The sequence below is a fragment of the Streptomyces sp. NPDC002790 genome (assembly GCF_040295505.1).
GTDB lineage: Bacteria > Actinomycetota > Actinomycetes > Streptomycetales > Streptomycetaceae > Streptomyces.
Genome location: NZ_JBEOVM010000045.1, coordinates 1 through 22,670 on the forward strand (window position 1 = coordinate 1; position 22,670 = coordinate 22,670).

Here is a 22,670-nt window from a genome sequence, read left to right on the forward strand (position 1 = left end):
GCTTGCCAATCAAGCCCCGCCGGCGATTGAGGCGCGGGGTCCGGGGCGGAGCCCCGGGGACGGGACGGGACGGGAAGGGGCGGCGGGGGCGATTTCACCGCATCACCATCACGACGACCTCAGGAGACCACCGCCATGACCAGGGTTGCCGCCATCGACTGCGGTACCAACAGCATCCGGCTGCTCGTCGCGGACGCGAATCCGGAAACCGGTGAACTCGTCGACCTCGACCGTCGGATGACGATCGTCCGGCTCGGCCAGGGCGTCGACAAGACGGGCCGGCTCGCGCCGGAGGCCCTGGAGCGGACGTTCGCGGCGTGCCGCGAGTACGCCGAGGTCATCAAGGAGCACGGCGCGGAGAAGCTCCGCTTCGTGGCGACCTCCGCCTCCCGCGACGCGGAGAACCGCGAGGACTTCGTGAGCGGTGTCCTCGACATCCTGGGCGTCGAGCCCGAGGTCATCACCGGTGACCAGGAGGCGACGTTCTCCTTCACGGGCGCGACGAAGGAACTCACCGGCAGGGCCGACCTGGACAAGCCGTACCTGGTCGTCGACATCGGCGGCGGCTCCACCGAGTTCGTCGTCGGCGACGACACCGTGGGCGCCGCCCGTTCCGTGGACATCGGCTGCGTACGGATGACGGAGCGCCACCTCGTCGACGAGTCCACCGGCCAGGCCACCGACCCGCCCACCCCGGCGCAGATCGAGGCGATCCGCCAGGACATCGGCGCGGCCCTCGACCTGGTGAACCAGACGGTGCCGCTGACCGCCGCCCGCACGCTGGTGGGCCTCGCGGGTTCGGTCACCACGGTGGCCGCGCTCGCCCTCGGGCTGAGCGAGTACGACTCGGCGGCGATCCACCACTCCCGGATCTCCTTCGACAAGGTCGCCGAGCTCACCGACTGGCTGCTGGCGTCCACGCACGACCAGCGCGCGCTGAAGCCGGTCATCCACCCCGGCCGGGTCGACGTCATCGCCTCCGGCGCGCTCGTACTGCGTCTGATCATGGAGTGGACCGGTGCGCGCGAGGTGGTCGTGAGCGAGCACGACATCCTCGACGGGATCGCCTGGTCCATCGCCTGAAACAGGCCCGGAAAAGGCCCCGAAAACCTCTCTCCTGAGCGCCCCGCACAGCGTCTGAGCGCCGCGCGGGGCGCTTCTGGCGCCACGCCACGACACCCTGTCGGGAAAGTTCGTGAACTTCTTCACAAGGAAATCGGCCCACTTGGAGGCTGTTACGCGATCGCGGGCCCGTTCGGGGGTTCACGGGAGCCCGTCAGCGGGGTGCGCGTGAGGTTGCCGCAGCGTTGCGGGTCGATTGCGGACCGAAGTGGTTCAGTACCGCCGAATGCTCACTATGGCTGCTCAAGAGGGGTGAGCAACGTCTGGGGCGGTGCGGTGGTTCCCCCGGAGTGTCATGACATGGGTCACGTGGGCGGCGCAGTGTAGCAGAGCCCCCCTACATGCTTGTGAAGGGGCGCACGAGCGACCCCCTCCAGTCGGGTGGATACTCGATGGCATGAGCACCACGGAGCGTCCCAGGATCCTCATTGTCGGGGGTGGGTACGTAGGCCTGTACGCGGCGCGGCGCATTCTCAAGAAGATGCGCTACGGCGAAGCGACCGTCACGGTCGTGGACCCGCGCTCGTACATGACGTACCAGCCCTTCCTCCCCGAGACCGCCGCCGGCAGCATCTCGCCGCGCAACGTCGTCGTCCCCATGCGACGCGCTGTGCCGGGCGCCGAGATTCTCACCGGCCGCGTCACCTCCATCGACCAGGACCGCAAGGTCGCCTCCGTCGCGCCGATCGTCGGCGAGGCGTACGAGGTTCCCTTCGACTACCTGGTGGTCGCGCTCGGCGCGGTCTCCCGCACCTTCCCGACGCCGGGCCTCGCAGAGGCCGGTATCGGTATGAAGGGTGTCGAGGAGGCCGTCGGCCTGCGCAACCACGTCCTCGAGCAGCTCGACAAGGCCGAGTCGACGACGGACGAGGAGATTCGCCGCAAGGCGCTCACCTTCGTCTTCGTCGGTGGCGGCTTCGCGGGCGCCGAGACCATCGGTGAGGTCGAGGACCTGGCGCGCGACGCGGCCAAGTTCTACAAGAACGTGAAGCGCGAGGACATGCGCTTCGTGCTCGTCGACGCCGCCGACAAGGTGCTGCCCGAGGTGGGCCCGGAGCTCGGCGTCTACGGCCGCAAGCACCTGGAGTCCCGCGGGATCGAGGTCTACCTCTCGACGACGATGCCGTCCTGCGTCGACGGTCACGTCGTCCTGAGCAACGGGCTCGAGGTCGACTCCAACACCATCGTGTGGACCGCCGGCGTCAAGCCGAACCCGGCTCTCGCCCGCTTCGGTCTGCCGCTCGGCCCGCGTGGTCACGTGGACACGCAGGCCAGCCTCCAGGTCGCCGGCAGCGACTACATCTGGGCCGCGGGCGACAACGCCCAGGTTCCGGACCTGGTCGGCCGTGCGAACGGCAACCCGAACGCCTGGTGCCCGCCGAACGCCCAGCACGCGATGCGCCAGGCCAAGGTCCTCGGCGACAACGTGGTCTCGGGCATGCGGGGCTTCCCGCAGGGCGACTACAAGCACGCCAACAAGGGTGCGGTGGCGGGCCTCGGCCTCCACAAGGGCGTCGCGATGATCGTCATGGGCAAGATGAAGATCAAGCTCAAGGGCCGTCTCGCCTGGTACATGCACCGTGGCTACCACGGCATGGCGATGCCGACGTACAACCGCAAGATCCGTGTGATCGCCGAGTGGACGATCAACATGTTCCAGAAGCGCGACATCACCGCGCTCGGCGCCCTGGAGACTCCGCGCGAGGAGTTCTACGAGGCCGCCAAGCCGGCGCCGAAGCCCGCGGCGGAGACGCCGAAGGCCGACGACAGCGCGGAGAAGAAGGTCGAGGAGAAGGCCAAGGCCTCCTGACCTGCAGTTGATTCACCCCGAAGGGGCCGCTCGCCATCCGTGGTGCGGGCGGCCCCTTCGGCGTTTCCGACCGATATGCGTGGTGGCTACAGGTATTTTGCCGTTCTGTGACTCGGTAACGGGACTGCGCAGGCGCCCCGCCGGTGTTTACGTGGTGTTGAACCGTTCCGGGATTTCCGAGAATCGTCTCGTCACGGAGGTGTCCGCCATGCAGAACGCCGCCCAGCGGCTGAAGAACATCGCCGAGAAGTTGTTCGGCGTCGAACTCCCGGTGCGCCTGCGCGCCTGGGACGGCTCGGAGGCAGGTCCTCCGGACGCCCCCGTGCTCATCGTCCGAAACCGTCGCGCGCTGCGCCGACTGCTCTGGAAACCGGGAGAACTGGGGCTCGCCAGGGCCTGGGTGGCCGGCGACCTGGACGTGGAGGGCGACCTGTACGCGGCCCTCGACCAGATGGCAGGGCTCATCTGGGAGCGGGACCCCGACGCGGACGAGGAGGAGTCGAAGAGCCTCGCCAAGGCCCTCAAGGACCCCGAGGTGCGCGCCGCGGCCAAGGAGTTGGTGAAGCTCGCCGGTGCCCCGCTGCCGCCCGCACCGCCGCCCGAGGAGATGCGCAGGGGTGGCCGTCTCCACCTGCACACCAAGGGCAGCGACAAGCAGGCCATCAGCCACCACTACGACGTCGGCAACGACTTCTACGAGCTGGTCCTCGGCCCGTCGATGGTCTACTCGTGCGCCTACTGGGAGTCGCCCGAGGCGGGTCTCGAATCGGCCCAGCGCGACAAGTTGGAGCTGATCTCCCGCAAGCTGGACCTGAAGCCCGGCATGCGGCTGCTCGACGTGGGCTGCGGCTGGGGCTCCATGGCGATCCACGCCGCGCGTGAGCACGGCGTGAGCGTCGTCGGCGTGACGCTCTCCCAGGAGCAGGCCGCGTACGCCAGGAAGCGGGTCGCCGACGAGGGTCTGACCGACCGCGTCGAGATCCGTGTCCAGGACTACCGCGACGTGCGCGACGGCCCGTACGACGCGATCTCGTCCATCGGCATGGCCGAGCACGTGGGCGCAGAGCGGTACCTGGAGTACGCGTCCGATCTGTACGCCCTCCTCAAGCCCGGTGCCCGGCTGCTCAACCACCAGATCGCGCGGCGGCCCCAGCGGGACGAATCGGCGTACGAGGTCGACGAGTTCATCGACGCGTACGTCTTCCCGGACGGGGAGCTAGCGCCGGTCGGCTCCACGGCGGGACAGCTCGAGCGGGCCGGTTTCGAGGTGCGCGACGTCGAGGCGATCCGCGAGCACTACGCGCTCACGCTGCGCCAGTGGGTCAGGAACCTGGAGGCCGGCTGGGCCGAGGCCCTGAAGATGGTCAGTCCCGGCCGGGCCAGGGTCTGGCGGCTCTACATGGCCGCGTCCGCGATCAGCTTCGAACGCAACCGCATCGGGGTCAACCAGGTCCTCGCGGTGAAGACACCGGAGAGCGGGACGTCCGGGATGCCGCTGCGGGCGCGCACCTGGAACATCGTCAGCTAGCGCGTCCAGCAAGCGAGTCGGGGCGCATCCGCGACTGCGGATGCGCCCCGATCTCATGTTCTGCCGCCGCCTACTCGGACTTGATCGCGGCGAGCATGTTCAGTCGGGCCGCGCGGCGGGCCGGCCACAGGGCGGCCAGGATGCCGACGACCGCGGCGAGCGCGAGGAAGATCCCCATCCGGCCCCAGGGCAGGATCAGTTCGTACGTCGACATGGAGTTGCCGATGAGCTGACCTGCGGCCCAGCCGAAGAACACGCCGAGGCCGATGCCGAGCACGCCGCCGAACAGGGAGATCACCAGGGACTCCAGGCGGACCATCCGCTTGATGCCCTTGCGGTCGATGCCGATCGCGCGGAGCATGCCGATCTCCTGCTGACGCTCGAAGACCGACATCGCCAGGGTGTTGATGACGCCGAGCACGGCGACGATGACCGCCATGGCGAGCAGGCCGTAGAGCATGTTCAGCATCAGCGTGAACATCTGGGCGACCTCGTTGGAGATGTCCTGGCGGTCCTGGATCTTGATCGCCGGGTTCTCGCCGAGGGCCTTGGTGAGCTTGTCCTTGGTCGCGTCGGAGGCGCCGCCCGACATCTTCGCCATGACCTGCATGTCGGTGACGGTCTTGGTGTGCGGATCGAGGGTGGGGGCGTCGACCATGATGCCGCTCATCATGTCGTTCGACTCGTAGACGCCCGCGACGGTCAGCTGCTGCTTCTTGTCGTCCTCGTAGGTGACGGTGAAGTGCGAGCCGGCCGTCCAGTCGTGGGCCTTCGCGGTCCTGTCGTCGACGACGACGTTCGTGCCGCCGACCTTGAAGTCACCGCTCTTCATGGGGAGTTCGGCGAGTCGGCCGATCGTTTTGCCGTTGACGCCGGACAGGTCCTCGTAGTCGCGGCCGATCACCGAGGGCGCGCTGGACATACCGCTGACGGCGGTGACGCCCGGGGTCTCGTCGAGGGTCTTGCGGACGTCGGAGGAGAGCTCGCTGCCGTTCGCCATGGAGACGACGTAGTCGGCCTTGATCGAGTCGGCCGCCATCTTGTTGATCGCCGACTGCACGCTGCCGGCGATCACCGTGAGGCCGGTGATCAGGGTCAGGCCGATCATCAGCGCCGACGCGGTGGCGGCGGTGCGGCGCGGGTTGCGAACCGAGTTGAGGCGGGCGAGCTTGCCGGAGATGCCGAAGGCGCGCAGGACCGGGGCCGCGAGGGCGATCAGCGGGCGGGACAGCAGCGGCGTCAGGATGAAGACGCCGATGACGAGGAGTGCGGCGCCGAGGGCCATCGGAGCCTGACCGGCGTCGCCCTTCATCGTCGTCGCGGCGAGCACGGCGGCGATGCCGACGGCCGAGACGAGCGAGCCGAGCGTGTTGCGCAGGATCAGGGACTTGGCCGTCGGGGCGGCGTGCACCGCGTTCATCGCGGCGACCGGCGGGATCTTCGCGGCGCGGCGGCCCGGCAGCCAGGCGGCCAGCATCGTGATGAGGACGCCGACGACCAGTGCGGAGACGACCGTGCTGACGGAGACGACGAGCGGCCCGGCCGGGATGACCGCGCCCGTGGAGCCGATCAGGGACCGCATGCCCGCGCCGATCCCGATGCCGGCGGCCAGACCGGCGACGGCGGCGACGGCGCCCACGACGAACGCTTCGAGCAGCACCGAGCGGGTGACCTGGCGGCGGGTGGCGCCGACGGCGCGCATCAGGGCCAGTTCCTTGGTGCGCTGGGCGACCAGCATGGTGAAGGTGTTCGCGATGATGAAGATGCCGACGAAGAGCGCGACGCCCGCGAAGCCGAGGAGCAGCTTCTGCATGGAGCTCATCGAATCGGAGATCATCTTGGCTTGCTCGTCGGCGAGTTGCTGCCCCGTCTTCATGTCGACGGTGTCCTTGGCGAACGCCTTGTCGAGCCCGGCCCGCAGCTGGTCCTGGCTCGTGCCCGCGGCGGCCCGTACGTCGATCTCGTCGTACGCGCCCGGCTTGTGGAAGAGCTGCTGCGCGCTCGCCGTGTCGAAGAGGGCGAGGGAGCCACCGGCCGCGACGTTGCCGTCGTCGGTGGTGAAGATGCCGGTGACGGTCGGGGTCAGGACCGGCCCGTCGATGGACATGCGCACCTGGTCGCCGACCTTGTAGCCGGCGCGCTTGGCGGTGTCCGCGTCGAGGGCGACCTGGTTCTTGCCGTGCGGGGCGGCGCCGTCCTTGAGGGGGTAGCGGGAGTCCGGGTGCTGCGAGGTGCCCGAGTAGTTGCCGCCCTTGGTGGAGAAGCCGTTGCCGACGGCCTTGCCGTCCTGGTCGGCGATGGCGGCGTACCCGCTGAGCACGCCGTACGCGGAGGCCGCGCCGGGCACGCTCCGCGCCTTCTCCAGGGAGGAGTCGGTCAGCTTGGCCTCCTCGCCGACCTTGTCGCCCCCGCCGTCGATGTAGCCGGGCGTGAGGGCCACGTCGACGTGGTCGTAGCCCTTGGCCGAGGACTTCTCCATGGCGCCGGAGATGGTGTTGGTGAAGACGAGGGTGCCGCTGACGAAGGCGACGCCGAGCATGACGGCGAGCACGGTCATCAGCAACCGTGCCTTGTGCGCGAACACATTGCGCAAAGCGGTTCTCAACATGGCGGTTCTACTCAGTCCTGGGTAGGTGCGGTTCCGGGCAAATCAGGCCTCTGCGGCGATTGAGGCGCGCGGCTGGGCAAATCAAGCCCCTGCGGCGATTGAGCAGCGGGGTCCGGGGCGGAGCCCCGATCTTTTAAGCCCCGCCGGCGATTGAGGCGCGGGGTCCGGGGTGGAGCCCCGTGAGCGGCGGAGTGCTCAGCTCGTACGCCCCTTGGCGTCGAACTGCTTCATCCGGTCAAGGACGGAGTCAGCCGTCGGCCCGTACACCTCATCCACAATCCGACCGTCCGCCAGAAACACCACCCGATCCGCATACGCCGCCGCGACAGGATCATGCGTGACCATGACCACGGTCTGCCCCATCTCCCGCACGGAGTTCCGCAGGAAGCCCAGAACCTCCGCCCCGGACCGCGAGTCAAGGTTTCCCGTGGGCTCGTCCCCGAAGATGATCTCCGGCTTGGAGGCCAGCGCCCGGGCCACCGCCACCCGCTGCTGCTGCCCGCCGGAGAGCTGCGCGGGCCGGTGCCCGAGGCGCTCGGAGAGGCCCACCATCTGGATCACGTTCTCCAGCCACTGCTTGTCGGGCTTGCGGCCCGCGATGTCCATGGGCAGCGTGATGTTCTCCAGGCCCGTCAGCGTCGGCAGCAGGTTGAACGCCTGGAAGATGAAGCCGATCTTGTCCCGGCGGAGCTTGGTGAGCTGCTTGTCCTTCAGCGACCCCAGCTCGGTGTCGCCAATCCGGACGGACCCGGAGGAGAACGTGTCGAGGCCCGCGACGCAGTGCATCAGCGTCGACTTGCCGGAACCGGACGGGCCCATGATCGCGGTGAACTCGGCCTGCCGGAACTCGACGGAGACCTGGTCGAGCGCGACCACCTTGGTCTCGCCCTGTCCGTAGATCTTGGACAGATCCGTGGCGCGGGCTGCGGCCGTGGTGGCGGGCCGGCCCACGAGCGGGGTGGTGGTCACGGGAGGGTTCTCCTGTCGGTCAGGGTTCTGCTTACGGGGACGTTTCCATCGTCGCGGCCGATCCGGCCGGGAAGGTCAGCCGCAGCTCTCGTTCCGGAGGGCGACTTCGGAGGGATCGAGGAAGCCGGACTCATACCTGGGGATGACCCCGGTCCCTGAGAGGCGCCGAGCCGTGCCGCGTGGATCGGGCCGGTGAAATCCCGTCAATCCCTGGGAGCCCGTCCTCGGCGGCGACAGCGCTCCCGGCAGGTGCTGACGGGCCCCCGCGTGTGCTGATGCACCCTCAGACGTCAATAAAATAAGACAACGTGGGGACGTACCGCCGCTGATCGGGGGACGTCGCCGGATAGGCTCGGAACGTCGACGCGGAGCCCCACAGCCTGCCCGGATGGTGGAATGCAGACACGGCGAGCTTAAACCTCGCTGCCCTTAACGGGCGTACCGGTTCAAGTCCGGTTCCGGGCACCTCCGAACCTTCCCCTCCGCTCGCGTCGCTGCCCCCAACCTCCTCTCCTCCCAGGGGCGTTGACGCGCCATCACCCAGCTCCCGTGCGGCCCGGTCGGCCCGGGGGCCCTCGCGACCATTGACACCCGCCCCGCTCGGGGCGAAGATCCGCACATAACTCGATGAACGAAAGTTCACCAGGCGAACGCACTGCCTGGTGACCACGGCACCACAGGCGAACGAACGCAATGACGCGAGAGGGATCCCGTATGCGCACCACCGTCGGCATCATCGGAGCGGGCCCGGCCGGGCTGCTCCTGGCCAGGCTCCTGCACAACGCCGGCATCGAATCGGTCGTCCTGGAGAGCCGTGACCGCGCCTACGTAGAGCAGCGTCAGCGCGCGGGAATCCTGGAGCAGGGCACCGTGGACGTGCTGCGCGAGGCCGGTGTCGGCGCGCGCATGGACCGCGAGGGCCTGCCGCACGACGGCATAGAGCTGCGCTTCGACCGCCGCAGGCACCGCGTCGACTTCCCCGCCCTGACCGGCGGCAAGCAGGTCATGGTGTACGCGCAGACCGAGGTCTGCAAGGACCTCATCGCGGCCCAACTGGCGGACGGCGGGCCCCTGTTGTTCGAGGCCGAGGCGCTGGAGGTCGAGGGCGCCGACACCGGGAGCCCGCGCGTCCGCTTCCGCCACGAGGGCGAGGAGCAGATCCTCGACTGCGACTACGTAGTGGGCTGCGACGGCTTCTGGGGTGTCGCGCGGGGGGCCGTCCCGGAGGAGCTCACGCGCACGTACGAGCGCACCTACCCGTACGCCTGGCTCGGCATCCTCGCCGACGTGGCGCCCTCCCACGACGAGCTGATCTACAACCGCTCCGACCGCGGCTTCGCCCTCATGTCCATGCGCTCCCCGCACATCACGCGCGCGTACTTGCAGGTTCCCGTCGACACCGACCCCCAGTCCTGGTCCGACGACGAGATCTGGGCCGAGCTCGACCGCCGCCTGAAGGTCGACGACCCGGCCTGGCGGCTCGCCCGCGGCCCCATCACGTCGAAGTCCGTCACACCCATGCGGTCGTACGTCCACGAGCCGATGCGGCACGGCCGCCTCTTCCTCGCCGGGGACGCGGCGCACATCGTCCCGCCGACCGGCGCCAAGGGCCTGAACCTTGCCGTCGGCGACGTCATCACCTTCGCCCGCGCCCTCACCGCGTACGTGGAGAAGGGCGACACGGAAGCGCTCGACGCGTACTCCGAGACCTGCCTGCGCCGCGTCTGGCAGGCCGAACGCTTCTCCTACGCGATGACGACCATGCTGCACCGCGCCTCCGACGCCACTGCCTTCGACGACAAGATCCAGCTGGCCCAGCTGGACCGCGTGACCACGTCGAAGGCGGCCGAAACGGACCTGGCGGAGGCGTACACAGGATTCCCCGTATGAGGGGCCGGAAGGCGGAACACAGCGGGTGCACGGAACGTTCCTCGTAACAGGATGGGAAAGATCCTCCCTGAGCACTAGGGTCGGATCTTTGCCAGACCATTACTCTTGATGGCAAGGCCATACAGGGTGGCCATGGAGGAGTGAAATGAGGAGCAGCAACCCGGTCTTCTCGCGACGGGGGTTCAGCCGCGACAACGGCTACGCGCAGTTCAACGCGAACGCGCAGGCGCCGCAGGCCGGGGGCCCCGCTGTCGGCACGGCACAGGGTGGTCCGTACACCCAGGCCCCGGCCGGCAACCCGTACGCGCAGAACCCCTACGCGCAGCAGGACGTCCAGTACGGGGCTCCGCAGGCGCCCACCACCGGCCGCATGACGATCGACGACGTCGTCACACGCACCGCCACCACGCTCGGTCTGCTGATCGTGACAGCTGCGCTCTCCTGGGCGCTGCTGCCGATCGACGAGGCCAACATGGGCAAGTCGTACGGCATCGCGATCGGGGCGGGCCTCGTCGCGATGGTCCTGGGCTTTGTCCAGGCCTTCAAGCGCAAGGCGTCCCCGCCGCTGATCCTGGCGTACGCCGCCCTCGAGGGCGTCTTCCTCGGCGTGCTCTCGAGCATCGTCGACACGTACATCGCCCCCGGCGCGGCCATGCAGGCCGTGATCGGCACGATGGCCGTCTTCACGGCGGTCCTCGTCGCGTACAAGGCGGGCTGGATCCGCGTCAACCGTCGCTTCTACGGCTTCGTCATGGCGGCGGCCCTCGGCTTCGTCCTGCTGATGGCTGTCAACCTGCTGTTCGCCGTCTTCGGCGGCGGTGACGGCCTCGGCTTCCGCAGCGGCTGGCTCGGTGTCGTGTTCGGCATCGCGGGCATCCTGCTCGGCGCGTGCTTCCTGGCCCTGGACTTCAAGCAGGTCGAGGACGGCGTCGCGTACGGCGCTCCGAAGGAAGAGGCGTGGCTCGCCGCGTTCGGCCTCACCATGACGCTGGTCTGGATCTACATGGAGTTCCTGCGGCTCATCGCGATCCTGCAGGGCAGCGACTAGGCGTAACCGTCGCCCGACGGTCAGGGGCCCGCACACCTTTTCGGTGTGCGGGCCCCTTGCCGTGAGGTGGGTTCGTGAAGGGGAGCGGGCGCTAACGGAATCGCCGTGCGGCGCGCCTCAGGTCGTACTCGTGGATGATCGCCTTCGCGTGGCCGTACGCGAGGTCGTGCTCGCCACGCAGCCAACTGACCTTCTCTTCGAAACGAAGGAAGCAGGGGCCTTCTTCGACGGTGCGCATCCAGTCGCCGAGTTCACGACCGGTGCAGTGGGGGATGCGAGCCAGCAGATTGCGGTGGGTCTCCTCGGAGAAGACTTGGGACATCGGCGCCTCCGGAACGCTTCGATGTGGCCGGTCCTTCACGCCACCGTGCCTGAGCGCCCGGGCCTTGTAAACAGCTACAGTCGGCGCGTGCTTGATACGACGTCTTTGACCGCAGCAGTGGATCAGTTCGCCGATCGGCTCAGGGCCGCGCCGCAGAGCAGATTGCAGCGGGGCGCTGCCGCGGAGGCGCTGGCGCTGGCCAGGGAGCTTTCGGGGCGGTCCCAGAAGTTGGACGAGCCCGGTGCGGTGGTGCGGGAGATGCCCGATGCGGGGATGTTCGCCGCGGCCGACCAAGTGACGGTCGCGGGCCGCGACTTGGCGGTTTCCCTCCGGGAGGCGGGGGAGTTGGCGGAGGCGGTGGACCTCGTCGAGCAATCCATGAAGCGAGCCGGGGTCTAACTGCCGGGGCTCAATCGCCGCAGGGGCTTGAAATGCTCAGACCGCCGCACATCCAGCCCCGCCGGCGTTTGAGGCGCGGGGTCCGGGGCGGAGCCCCGAGGGTGCAATCACGGTTCAGGCTGAAGCTATGACCCGGTCCGCCAGGATGTAGACGCTGCCGTCGCCGCATTCGAAGGTCAGCGCGTAGGCCCCGGAGACCCCCGAACCACCCAGCAGCACGGGCGTCTGGCCCTCACGCAGGGCGGACGCCAACTGCTCCGCCGTCTCCCGGTGACCCGGGGTCATGCAGAGCGTCGTGCCGTCGGTGAACACGTACACGTCGAGCGTGCCGAGCGGGCCGGGCCGGACGTCGGCGAGGGCGGTGCGGGTCTGCGCCAGCTCCTCGAGGCACTGCACCGTGCGCTCATGGTCGCCCACGACCGGCGACTGGACCGGAACGAAGTCGGGGTGCGAGGGGTGCCTGCGGCGGGCCGCGGCCAGCTCCGGCGACTCCTCGACGATCTCGTCGAGCGCGGCCGTGCCCGCGAACTCGTCCTCCGGCTCGAAGGGCTCCAGGCCCGCGAGGTCCGCCTGACGCGGCAGGAACATGTCGTCGCCGAGCGCGCCGCCCGCCAGGAACGGCGGCAGCTCCGAGCTGTCCCGCGCCTCCTGGGCGGCCCAGAACGCCCGGGCCTCCGCCAGCTCGCGCTCCCGCTCCTCGGCGAGGGCGTCGGCGACGGCGTTGCGTATCTCCTCCGCGTCCGGCGTGGTGCGCGCGGCGGGTACGCCGGGCAGCGCCCCGAGGGCGCGGTCCCTGCTCAGCTCGTCGCTGAGCTCCGACACCTGTCGGCGCAGACCCTTGACGTGCTGAAGGGTGGCGACGCCGACGGCCGTGGCAGCGGCCGTGGCGAGCACGAGGACACTTATGGCGGCAGGCATGGCGCTCACTGACGTACTCCCGGTTTCAAGTCGACCCCCGACTTCCTACATCAGCTTGAAGCCTGGACGAACCACCTGTCAGTGCATTACGTCACGAAACGGACAGGTCTTTTGGCGGGCGTTTAGCACCGGTATGGGGTGGGAACGGGGTTGACCTGCGAAAATCAATCTCCCCCGAGATGCACGTCACATCCTGGGGGAGATTGGATCACGAACAGATAGACCGCCTCGAGCGGGCTCCGGTCAGTTCAGGCGCTCGATGACCATCGCCATGCCCTGTCCACCACCCACGCACATGGTCTCCAGACCGAACTGCTTGTCGTGGAACTGGAGCGAGTTGATCAGCGTGCCGGTGATCCGGGCGCCGGTCATGCCGAAGGGGTGGCCGACGGCGATGGCGCCACCGTTCACGTTCAGCTTGTCCTCGTCGATGCCCAGCTCGCGGGCGGACGGGATGACCTGCGCGGCGAACGCCTCGTTGATCTCGGCCAGGTCGATGTCGCCGATGCCGAGACCGGCGCGCTTCAGTGCCTGCTTGCTGGCCTCGACCGGGCCGAGGCCCATGATCTCGGGGGAGAGCCCCGAGACGCCGGTGGACACGACGCGGGCGAGCGGGGTCAGGCCCAGCTCGCGCGCCTTGGTGTCCGACATGACCACGAGGGCGGCGGCGCCGTCGTTCAGCGGGCAGCAGTTGGCGGCCGTGACGAGGCCGTCGGGGCGGAAGACGGGCTTGAGGCCCGAGACGCCTTCGAGGGTGACGCCGGCGCGCGGGCCGTCGTCCTTGCTGACGACCGTGCCGTCGGGGGTCGTCACCGGGGTGATCTCGCGCTCCCAGAAGCCGTTCTTGATGGCTTCCTCGGCGCGGTTCTGCGAGCGCACGCCGAAGGCGTCCATCTCGGCGCGGGTGATGCCCTTGACGCGGGCCAGGTTCTCGGCGGTCTGCCCCATCGCGATGTACGCGTCCGGGACCAGGCCGTCCTCGCGCGGGTCGTGCCAGCTGGTGTTCTCCTGCGTGGCGACCTCGGCGGTGCGGGCCTCGGCCTCGGCGAAGAACGGGTTGTGGGTGTCGGGAAGGGAGTCCGAGTTCCCCTTCGCGAACCGGGACACCATCTCGACGCCGGCCGAGATGAAGACGTCGCCCTCGCCCGCCTTGATGGCGTGCAGTGCCATGCGGGTCGTCTGGAGCGAGCTGGAGCAGTACCGGGTGACGGTGCAGCCCGGGAGGTGGTCCATGCCCATCTGTACGGAGACGATGCGGCCGAGGTTGTTGCCCTGCTCGCCGCCGGGGAGGCCGCAGCCGAGCATCAGGTCGTCGATCTCGCGCGGGTCGAGTTCGGGGACCTTGGCGAGGGCGGCCTGGATGATCGTGGCGGTCAGGTCGTCCGGGCGGAGGTCCTTGAGCGACCCCTTGAAGGCGCGACCGATGGGGGAACGGGCGGCTGAGACGATCACTGCTTCGGGCATCACGCGGCTCCAGAGTTCGATACGGCTGACCGTGAGGGAAGTTACCCGTACGTACCGCTCAGGTCACCGGGGTGCGGGTGTGACCCCTGCCGCACTTTACTAAGCGCTTGCTCACCCCATCAAGCCCCTGCACTCCAAGCCCCGCCGGCGTTTGAGGCGCGGGGTCCGGGGCGGAGCCCCGGGAGCGGGGGCCGGGTGGGCGTCACGTGTCGGCCGGGACCGGGTCCTCCGTCGTGACCCGCCGGCGGCGGCGCCGCTTCAGCAACGCCCACGGCCCCCGGGGACCGGTCGGCATCGCCGCCGCGACCTCCGTCCCACCCTCCTGCGCCGCCTGCGCCGCCGCACGGGCGACCGGGAGGAAGCCCTCGGAGCGGGACGTGTCCGGGCGCTCCTCCTCCGGCCACAGGCCGAGCGAGGCGCAGAGCGTGGGAAGCATCGCCATCGCCGCGGTCGCATAACCCTCCACGGAGGGGTGGTAGTTGTCGGGGCCGAAGAGCTCGCGGGGGTTCGCCGCGAACTCGGGGCCCAGCAGATCGCCCAGCGACACCGTCCGCCCGCCCTGCTCCACCGTGCCGATGGTCTGCGCCGCCGCGAGCTGGCGCGAGGTGCGGCGGGCCAGCCAGCGCAGCGGCTGCTGGACCCGTTCCACCGACCCCAGGTCGGGGCAGGTGCCGACCACCACCTCGGCGCCCGCCGTGCGCAGGCGGCGGACGGCCGCCGACAGGTGCCGTACGGACTTCGTCGCCGGCATCCGGTGCGTGACGTCGTTCGCGCCGATCATGATCACGCAGACGTCGGGCCGCCAGCCGGGGTCGCCGAGGCCGAGCGGCACCTGACGGTCCAGGTCGTCGGAGCGCGCGCCCGGCATCGCCACATTGCGCAGCTCCACCGTCCGCTCCGCCACCGCCGCGAGCCCGGACGCGAGCAGCGCGCCCGGCGTCTGCCCCGCCCGGTGCACACCCTGCCCGGCGGCCGTCGAATCGCCCAGCATCAGGAAGCGCAACGGTTCGCCGTCGCGGGGGCCGTACATCCGCCGCCCGTACACACCGTCCGCGGCCGGCACGTGCACCGGCTCCGGACCGTGGTTGCCGACCTGACGTCGCGCGATCTGTACTTCGGCGAGCACCACTCCGACCGTGGCCGCGCCCAGCAGCCCGATCCCGCCGCCGCCGTACGCCGCACCCGCTGCGATCCGCCGTGCCACCCTCGCCCTGCTCGACATGTTCCGCGGCCACCTGCCTCTGCGACTCTTTTGGGGCTACAAGGACTCCTTGCCCCGTTATCCCTGTCGGCCAATCGCAACGCCGGATGAAGCCACACTGTCCAGCGCGTGCGCCTTACCCTTGCGGCACCATTACGGAGGAGAACCCGGAGACCACGGTGCGCATCCACGAATCGATGATCGACCTCGTCGGCAACACCCCGCTGGTGAGGCTCAACAAAGTGACCGAAGGGCTGCGGGCGACCGTCCTGGCCAAGGTCGAGTACTTCAACCCCGGCGGCAGTGTGAAGGACCGCATCGCGCTGCGCATGATCGAGGCGGCCGAGCGGAGCGGGGCGCTGGAGCCCGGCGGCACCATCGTCGAGCCGACCAGCGGCAACACCGGCGTCGGCCTCGCCATGGTGGCCCAGCAGAAGGGCTACAAGTGCATCTTCGTCTGCCCGGACAAGGTCTCCACGGACAAGATCAATGTGCTGCGCGCGTACGGCGCCGAGGTGGTGGTCTGCCCGACGGCGGTGGATCCCGAGCACCCGGACTCGTACTACAACGTCTCGGACCGTCTCGTCCGTGAGACGCCCGGCGCCTGGAAGCCGGACCAGTACTCCAACCCTGACAACCCGCGCTCGCACTACGAGAGCACGGGCCCCGAGCTGTGGGACCAGACGGACGGGCGGATCACCCATTTCGTCGCGGGCGTCGGTACCGGCGGCACGATCTCCGGGACCGGCCGCTATCTGAAGGACGTCAGCGAGGGCCGGGTGAAGGTCATCGGCGCCGACCCCGAGGGGTCCGTCTACTCCGGAGGCTCCGGGCGCCCGTATCTCGTCGAGGGCGTCGGCGAGGACTTCTGGCCGACCGCCTACGACCGGGAGGTCGCCGACGAGATCATCGCGGTGTCCGACAAGGACTCCTTCCAGATGACACGACGGCTCGCCAAGGAGGAGGGCCTCCTCGTGGGCGGCTCCTGCGGCATGGCCGTGATGGCGGCACTGCGCGTCGCGGAGGGCCTCGGCCCCGACGACATCGTGGTCGTGCTGCTGCCGGACAGCGGGCGCGGGTACCTCAGCAAGATCTTCAACGACGAGTGGCTGTCCTCGTACGGGTTCTTGGAGGAGCCGACGGAGGTGGGCCGGGTTCTCGACGTGCTCAGCCAGAAGAAGGGCGCGCTTCCCGGCTTCATCCACATGCACCCGGAGGAGACGGTCGGCGAGGCCATCGATGTGCTGCGCGAGTACGGGGTCTCCCAGATGCCCGTTCTGAAGCGTTCCGCCGGTCACCCGGACGTGATGGCCGCCGAGATCGTCGGTTCCGTGGCGGAGCGGGAACTCCTCGACGCGCTGTTCACCCAACGGGCCACGCTCGGGGACCCGTTGGAGAAGCACATGTCGGCGCCGCTGCCACAGGTCGGCTCCGGGGAGCCGCTCACGGACCTGATGAACGTGCTGGGTTCGGCGGACGCCGCGATCGTGCTCGTCGAGGGCAAGCCGACAGGCGTGGTGAGTCGGCAGGACCTTCTGGCGTACATGGCACACGAGGGCAAGTGACCCGGTGACCTTCCGTGCGGCCCCAAGGACTTCGGTGATGAGGGGCCGCACGGAACGGCTACCGTGCGGATGTCTGCTTCGGGACCACCTGCAACAGGTCCGGGTCGAACGGGGCGCGCCGCGACGTCCCGGGCGGCAGTGGCAGGACGACAACGGAGTCGATCACGTCGGCGATGGCCGCGCGGCGTTCATGCAGGCTCATGGTGGGCCAGGCGTCAGGGTCCCGGGGTAGTGAGTGCGGATAGCTGGAGGCCAGGTACGAGGAGCGCGTCTCTTCGAGGCCGGAGATCCTTTCTGACAGGTCTGCGACCACGTCGGCGTGTTCCAGCGAACCGCCTGCCTGTGTGAGCACGTGGCGCTCCTGGACCAATTGGAACAACAGTGGCTCTCCCTCCCAACGGGGGCGAGGCGCATCGAGGGGTGTGCCGCGCTCCGAGAGGAGCCGGGCGACGACACCCGACAGGTGAGCGTCCACCGCATGGGCGCTGCGGGCCGTGCCTCCGCAGTCCATCGAGGCGCAGACGTACACCACGTTGTCGGGGTTCTGGGCGGTCGGTCTGGCGCAGCCGCCCATGCGTGAGCGGCAGGGCGTGCCGTGCTTGTCGGCGCCGCAGCGGAGGAAGCCGCTGAAGAGGTATTTCCGTAGCTGAGTGGGCGGTTCGGCGGGCGGTCGGCTGCCGTTGGTGAGTCGGGTGCCGCGTTGTGCGCCGTTCTGCTGGGAGATGTCCACAAGGGCGCGCCACTCCGCCGGAGTGGCGACCGTGTCCCACTTTCCGATGACGGGCAGGCCCGTGGCGGGGTCGGTGACCAACTCGCCGTTCATGAAGCGGTATCCGCACATCACGGGGTTGGTGAGCGCCTGCCGAACGGTCGCCCCGCTCCAGGTCTTTCCCGAGGCCGTGGGTACGCCGCGGTGGTTCAGGTCCCTGGCGATCGAGTTCCAGCCGTGTCCCGCCAGTGCGGCGTCGATCATTTCGCGGAGGACCGGCCACTCCCCGGGGTCCTTCCGCATGTTCATCTTGCGGCCCGATGCGCTCACTGGTCCGACGTACCTCGTCGACGCCCGTCGTGCTCGACGCCGAGCTGTCCGACGCCCGAACGTTGAAGATCGCTCCACGTTCGATGAAGAGACCTTCCTCGGTGACGGTCAGGGCCCGGCGCAGCCGGTCGAAGTCGGCGGGCAGCCGCCACACCCGCTCGTGCTCCGTGGCGACGAGCGCACGGACGGGGAATCCTTCGGGGGTGCGTCGGCAGTGCAGTGCGTGCACGGTCTGGTCGAACGACGGTCTCGCGATGCCTGGGTCGGTCGCCTTGATCCCGTTGTCCTCATGGAACTTGACGATGGCCACGCCGAACTCGTCGGCCGTCTCGCCGTTCTCCTCGTGCTGATGCCTGACTCCTGTGCCCGGAGCGCGTCCGCGGGCGAGGACGGACGACCGGGTGCTCTGGTCGGAGGTGATGCGTGCGTAGTCGATACCAGGGACCCTGCCGTCGAGCCATTGCTCAAAGGTCCGGCCTTCTTCGAGTGCTCTGACGAGCAGAGGGTTGAGGAAACTTCGCGACCATCCGGACGCGCTGGAATCCTTGCGATCGGCGTTGCTCGGCAGAGCCGACTGTGCCAATCGGGGCCTACGCGCGTAGGTGGATGGTTGACTGGACCACGCGAACGGGTGACCGGGGGAGCTCGGGTGCGGAAGGCGAAAGTCGCTGAACTGGTACGAGCACGTCACGTGCGCGCAGCACCGGCTTAACACGGGTCCGGCACATTGGTGGATGTCGGGACGGAGGGGGAGCGGCTCCCCTCTCCGGCCGGCACTGAGCGGCGTCAGGAACTCCGGAGCGGCTCCCGGACCTCCAAGGACGCCCTGGGTGTGACACCGGGCCTGACCCGGTGCGCGCCCTTCGCGGGGACCGCCGTCGTCCCGCCCCCCGTTCACGGGGGTGCGGCGGTCCCCGCGCAACTCTCTTTTCCCATAGGGGTGTTACTCGACGAAGAGGCCGCGTTCCGCCGCCCGTACGTCGAATTCCTCGAGGCGTGCCTGTGCCTGCGGCAGCCCGTCGCACATCGCCTCCAGGAGTACCCGCCCGAGCAGCATCGGCGAGCACGCCGTGTCGAAGGCGAGGCCCGTGCCGACGGCCGCGGGCAGCAGCAGGTCGGAGTGGCGGGCGACGGGGGCGAAGGCGGAGTCGGCGACGGTGACGACGGTCAGGCCCGCCTCCTTCGCGTACGCGAGGGTGTCGACGACCTCGCGCGGGTGGCGGGGGAGCGCGAAGCAGAGCAGGGTCGTGGCGCCCGCGCGGACGGCCGCGTCGATGCGGTCGGCGAGCATGGTGCCGCCCTCGTCGAGGAGGCGTACGTCGGGGTGGACCTTCGCGGCGAAGTACGCGAAGCCGAAGGCCTGGGACGCGGCCGCGCGCAGCCCGAGGACGAGCAGCGTCGGTGAGGCGGCGAGGATCCGGCCCGCACGCTCGACCGGTTCCGGGTCGGCGAGCAGTTCGGCGAGGTGTCGGAGGTTGGCGATCTCGGCTTCGACGGCCTGCTGGTACTCGTTGGCCTTGGTGGCGGAGGCCGGTTCGGCGGGGGCCGTCTCGCGCAGGTGTTTGCGCAGCGCCGGGTAGCCGTCGAAGCCGAGCGCCACCGCGAACCGGGTCACGGAGGGCTGGCTCACGCCGGCGAGCTCGGCCAGCTCGACGGACGACAGGAACGGCACCTCGGCCGCGCGCCGCACCATGCAGTGCGCGATGCGGCGCTGGGTGGGCGTGAGGCGGTGCCCCTCGAAGAGGCTCTGGAGGCGGGCGGAGGGGCCCTGTGCGCCCGCGTCGTGGTCCGTCCCGCTCCGTGTGCTGTCCGTGCGCTCGCTCATGTCTCCCGCCGGTTCATTCAACGGTCCCATTTCGTGCATGATTCTATTCAGGACGGTGCCGGGGGCGCCAGACCTCCCGGCCGATGCGGCGCCCGCGGCGCCCTGCCGTCGCGCCCGCCGTCACTGCTCCGCGAATCGCCCCAGCAGGGTCGCCGCCCGTTGTACGTCCGCCGTCAGGGGTCGGTCCGTCACGTCGTCGGGAAGCTCCTGCGATGCCAGCGCGAAGGCCCGCCCCACCGGAAGCTCCGTGTCCGGGCGCAGGTCGCGCAGCCGCAACGCCCGGACCGCCGCGACCAGTTCGCAGCCCACGACCTGGCGGAACGCCGCGCACACGCGCAGGGTCTGACGGGCCGCCAGGGAGGCGAAGCTGGCCTGCTCCTCGACGCCGCGCGAGAGCACGGCGTGGCCGAGGGACGCGGGCGCGGAGAAGGCGCGCAGGTCGGCGAGGGCGCCACCGGCCGCGTACTCCAGGATCATCACGCCGGACGACGCCGGTTCGCCGTCCGCGAGGAACGGGCGCAGGCGGGTGAAGCCCGGTTCGTTGAGGGTGGAGAGGCGGGAGGTGGAGAGCCGGGCCACCTGGCTGATGGCGAGGCGGAAGTGGTCGAGCGCCAGGGCGAGTTGGGCCATGTAGAAGCCGCCGTGGTGGTAGGCCGCCATCTCCGTGTACGAGATCAGGGGGTTCTCCGCCGCCGCGTTGATCTCGACGGTGAGGACGTCCTCCAGGGCGTCCGCCGCGTCCTGCGCCGGTCCGTGGATCTGCGGTACGCAGCGGAAGCCGTACGGGTCCTGGATCCGGCCGAGCGGGGGTGTGGGGTGGTCGTCGGCGCCGAGGATCCCGCGCATCCGGGCCGCGACGTCGAAGCTGCCCCGGTGGCGGCGCGACTCGTGGACGGGCAGGGCGTACGCCTCGTAGGAGCCGTCGACCGCGAGCAGGCTCAGGGCCGCCACCAGGTCCGTCGCCGCTAGCAGGTCGCGCAGTTCGTGCAGGGCGAGGGCGGCCTGGCCGAGGGTGAGCGCGTTGGAGGAGATCAGGGCCAGGGCGTCGTTGTTGTCGAGGGGCTGCGGCTTGGGCGGGGTGCCCTTGCCGCGCCACGGGTGTTCGCCGGCGAGGGCGAGGCCCATCTGGGACAGGGGTGCGATGTCGCCGGTGCCGACGGAGCCGTGCTCGTTGACCGCCGGGTACGCGCCCGCGTCCAGGGCCTCGCAGAGCGCCGTGACGACCGTGGGGCGCAGGCCCGCGCCGCCGGCCAGGAGCTGGTTCGCGCGGACCGCGAGCATCGCCCGCACCTCGCGCTCGGGCAGCTCGTCGCCGATCGCGCCCGCGTGGCTGCGCAGCAGGCGAAGGCCGTGGTCGGCGGCGGCCTCGGTGGGCACGTCCTCGCTGCGGTTGGCGCCGACGCCGGTGGAGCGGCCGTAGACCCTGCCCCACGCGGCGATCTCCCGCGCCGCGTTCCAGGACCGCTCCACGCGCTTCATGGCGTCGGTGCCGGGGACGGGGCGGGCGCTCGCGTGGGCGAGGCGGACCACGTCGGCGACGGGGAGGCCGTGGCCGTCGAGCACGACGACCGGGTGGGCCGAGCGGTCCGCGTGCGCCGAGCGGTCCTGGTGGGACATCACGGTCTGTTCCTCCTCGAAGAGTGGCAACGGTCTCCTATGCCCCAAAAGGGCGTCCGCGTCTCATAATCCGGTCCCGTCAAGGGGATTTACCGATGATTTACACGGAGGCATTGACAAATTATTCACGCACCGAGAACTCTGCATGACGATATGCAGGACGGGCAAGAGGACTCCAGAGGCGCTCCATGATCCAGTTCGAAGCGGTCCACAAGCGATTCCCGAACGGCACGACAGCGGTGCACGACCTCTCGCTCGACATGCCGGAGGGGGGCGTGACCGTCTTCGTCGGGTCGTCGGGCTGCGGCAAGACGACCAGCCTCCGGATGATCAACCGTATGGTCGAGCCCTCCTCGGGCACGATCCGGGTCGGTGGGCGCGATGTGCTGGAGCAGGACGCCGCTGAGCTGCGGCGCTCGATCGGGTACGTGATCCAGCAGGCGGGTCTTTTTCCGCACCGGACGGTTCTCGACAACGTCGCGACCGTGCCGCTGCTGCTCGGCTGGGGGCGGAAGAAGGCGCGGGTCGCGGCCGGTGAGCTGCTCGAGCGGGTGGGGCTCTCCGCGGAGATGGGCAAGCGGTATCCGCATCAGCTGTCCGGTGGTCAGCAGCAGCGGGTGGGGGTGGCGAGGGCGCTGGCCGCGGATCCGCCTGTGCTGTTGATGGACGAGCCGTTCGGGGCGGTCGACCCGGTCGTTCGTACGCAGCTTCAGGATGAACTGCTGCGGCTCCAGACGGAGTTGAGCAAGACGATTGTGTTCGTTACGCACGACATCGATGAGGCGGTGCGGCTCGGGGACCGGATCGCGGTGTTCCGGGAGGGTGGGCACCTCGTGCAGTGTGCTCCGCCGGAGGAGTTGTTGGCGCGGCCGGTGGACGAGTTCGTGGCGGACTTCCTCGGGGCTGAGCGGGGGCTCAAGTTGTTGTCGCTCTCGACGTTGGGGGATGTGGCGCAAGCTGCTGCGCCCGAGGGTGGGGCGTGGGAGCTGGTGCTGGACGGGGCGCGTCGGCCGGTCGCTTGGCGCGAGCGGGTTGGCGGGGCCGAAGCCCCTGTGCGGGCGCTCCGTGACGGGGACTCGTTGCTGTCCGCGTTGAACGAGTCGGTGGCGTCGCCCTCCGGGCTGGTGGTCCGCGTCGATGCGGATGGGGTGTTCACGGGTGTGTCGTCCCGGGACGACGTTCATGAGCGGTCCGGTCGAGCGCACAGTGACGCCCAGTCCGGCGCAACGCCTCGGGGCTCCGCCCCGGACCCCGCTGCTCAATCGCCGCAGGGGCTTGATTTGGCCGCACCGGTGCCTGATGGCGCCGAGAAGGCTGATGGCGCCGAGGTGGCTGATGGCGCCGC

The 22,670-nt window shown here is 69.7% G+C and carries 16 protein-coding genes, 1 tRNA gene and 1 pseudogene; 9 read left to right on the forward strand and 9 right to left on the reverse strand.

The window, feature by feature from the left end:
- The first annotated feature begins 135 nt into the window (after positions 1-135).
- From ABT004_RS20650 to ABT004_RS20660, 3 genes are all read left to right on the forward strand, one after another.
- Complete coding sequence (locus tag ABT004_RS20650; RefSeq protein WP_351338820.1) at positions 136-1,083, forward strand: Ppx/GppA phosphatase family protein; 948 nt, start codon at positions 136-138, stop codon at positions 1,081-1,083.
- A gap of 436 nt (positions 1,084-1,519) precedes the next feature.
- Positions 1,520-2,932 carry an NAD(P)/FAD-dependent oxidoreductase gene (locus ABT004_RS20655; RefSeq protein ID WP_351338822.1) on the forward strand — a complete coding sequence of 471 codons (1,413 nt, stop codon included), beginning with the start codon at positions 1,520-1,522 and terminating at the stop codon, positions 2,930-2,932.
- Between the two features lie 208 nt (positions 2,933-3,140).
- On the forward strand, positions 3,141-4,460 hold the full coding sequence (locus ABT004_RS20660) for a class I SAM-dependent methyltransferase (RefSeq protein WP_351338825.1): 1,320 nt from the start codon (positions 3,141-3,143) through the stop codon (positions 4,458-4,460).
- 70 nt (positions 4,461-4,530) lie between these two features.
- Here the strand turns inward: ABT004_RS20660 and ABT004_RS20665 are convergent, their stop codons facing one another.
- Both ABT004_RS20665 and ABT004_RS20670 read right to left on the reverse strand, forming a co-directional pair.
- Positions 4,531-7,068 (reverse strand): ABC transporter permease, encoded by a 2,538-nt coding sequence (locus ABT004_RS20665; RefSeq protein ID WP_351338828.1) that lies wholly within the window; start codon positions 7,066-7,068, stop codon positions 4,531-4,533.
- A gap of 195 nt (positions 7,069-7,263) precedes the next feature.
- Positions 7,264-8,037, reverse strand: a complete 774-nt coding sequence (locus ABT004_RS20670) for an ABC transporter ATP-binding protein (RefSeq protein ID WP_451193179.1) — start codon at positions 8,035-8,037, stop codon at positions 7,264-7,266.
- A 382-nt stretch (positions 8,038-8,419) separates the two neighbouring features.
- Here ABT004_RS20670 and ABT004_RS20675 point away from each other — a divergent pair.
- The 3 genes from ABT004_RS20675 to ABT004_RS20685 all read left to right on the forward strand — a co-directional run bounded on the left by ABT004_RS20675 (position 8,420) and on the right by ABT004_RS20685 (position 10,975).
- Positions 8,420-8,502: transfer RNA gene (locus tag ABT004_RS20675), tRNA-Leu, on the forward strand.
- Positions 8,503-8,751: 249 nt separating this feature from the next.
- Positions 8,752-9,927: a 4-hydroxybenzoate 3-monooxygenase gene (locus ABT004_RS20680; protein WP_351338830.1), complete on the forward strand. Its 1,176-nt coding sequence runs from the start codon at positions 8,752-8,754 to the stop codon at positions 9,925-9,927.
- 145 nt (positions 9,928-10,072) lie between these two features.
- Entirely contained in the window at positions 10,073-10,975 is a 903-nt protein-coding gene (locus tag ABT004_RS20685) for a Bax inhibitor-1/YccA family protein (RefSeq protein WP_351338833.1), read from the forward strand.
- A gap of 91 nt (positions 10,976-11,066) precedes the next feature.
- Here the strand turns inward: ABT004_RS20685 and ABT004_RS20690 are convergent, their stop codons facing one another.
- The gene (locus tag ABT004_RS20690) at positions 11,067-11,297 is read right to left on the reverse strand and encodes a DUF4287 domain-containing protein (RefSeq protein WP_326019949.1); all 231 of its coding nucleotides are present in this window, start codon (positions 11,295-11,297) and stop codon (positions 11,067-11,069) included.
- 87 nt (positions 11,298-11,384) lie between these two features.
- Here ABT004_RS20690 and ABT004_RS20695 point away from each other — a divergent pair, with 87 nt between their 5' ends.
- The gene (locus ABT004_RS20695) at positions 11,385-11,696 is read left to right on the forward strand and encodes a hypothetical protein (RefSeq protein WP_351338837.1); all 312 of its coding nucleotides are present in this window, start codon (positions 11,385-11,387) and stop codon (positions 11,694-11,696) included.
- 114 nt (positions 11,697-11,810) lie between these two features.
- On the opposite strand, the gene ABT004_RS20700 is transcribed toward ABT004_RS20695, so the two are convergent.
- From ABT004_RS20700 to ABT004_RS20710, 3 genes are all read right to left on the reverse strand, one after another.
- Complete coding sequence (locus tag ABT004_RS20700; protein WP_351338840.1) at positions 11,811-12,614, reverse strand: hypothetical protein; 804 nt, start codon at positions 12,612-12,614, stop codon at positions 11,811-11,813.
- 243 nt (positions 12,615-12,857) lie between these two features.
- Positions 12,858-14,078 carry an acetyl-CoA C-acetyltransferase gene (locus ABT004_RS20705; protein ID WP_351338843.1) on the reverse strand — a complete coding sequence of 407 codons (1,221 nt, stop codon included), beginning with the start codon at positions 14,076-14,078 and terminating at the stop codon, positions 12,858-12,860.
- A 202-nt stretch (positions 14,079-14,280) separates the two neighbouring features.
- The gene (locus ABT004_RS20710; protein WP_351338846.1) at positions 14,281-15,300 is read right to left on the reverse strand and encodes an SGNH/GDSL hydrolase family protein; all 1,020 of its coding nucleotides are present in this window, start codon (positions 15,298-15,300) and stop codon (positions 14,281-14,283) included.
- Positions 15,301-15,458: 158 nt separating this feature from the next.
- Between ABT004_RS20710 and ABT004_RS20715 the strand changes: the two genes are divergently transcribed.
- Positions 15,459-16,844 (forward strand): cystathionine beta-synthase, encoded by a 1,386-nt coding sequence (locus tag ABT004_RS20715; RefSeq protein ID WP_351338849.1) that lies wholly within the window; start codon positions 15,459-15,461, stop codon positions 16,842-16,844.
- A gap of 58 nt (positions 16,845-16,902) precedes the next feature.
- Here ABT004_RS20715 and ABT004_RS20720 read toward each other — a convergent pair whose 3' ends face one another.
- The 3 genes from ABT004_RS20720 to ABT004_RS20730 form a co-directional block, all read right to left on the reverse strand.
- A complete protein-coding gene (locus tag ABT004_RS20720) occupies positions 16,903-17,883 on the reverse strand; it encodes a recombinase family protein (protein ID WP_351338852.1) in 981 nt (326 codons plus the stop codon).
- 943 nt (positions 17,884-18,826) lie between these two features.
- Complete coding sequence (locus ABT004_RS20725) at positions 18,827-19,708, reverse strand: MurR/RpiR family transcriptional regulator (protein ID WP_351338856.1); 882 nt, start codon at positions 19,706-19,708, stop codon at positions 18,827-18,829.
- 120 nt (positions 19,709-19,828) lie between these two features.
- A complete protein-coding gene (locus ABT004_RS20730; protein ID WP_351338918.1) occupies positions 19,829-21,325 on the reverse strand; it encodes an aromatic amino acid ammonia-lyase in 1,497 nt (498 codons plus the stop codon).
- A 188-nt stretch (positions 21,326-21,513) separates the two neighbouring features.
- Here ABT004_RS20730 and ABT004_RS20735 point away from each other — a divergent pair.
- Positions 21,514-22,551: pseudogene (locus tag ABT004_RS20735) on the forward strand (ABC transporter ATP-binding protein); the annotation flags it as partial.
- Positions 22,552-22,670 lie beyond the last annotated feature (119 nt).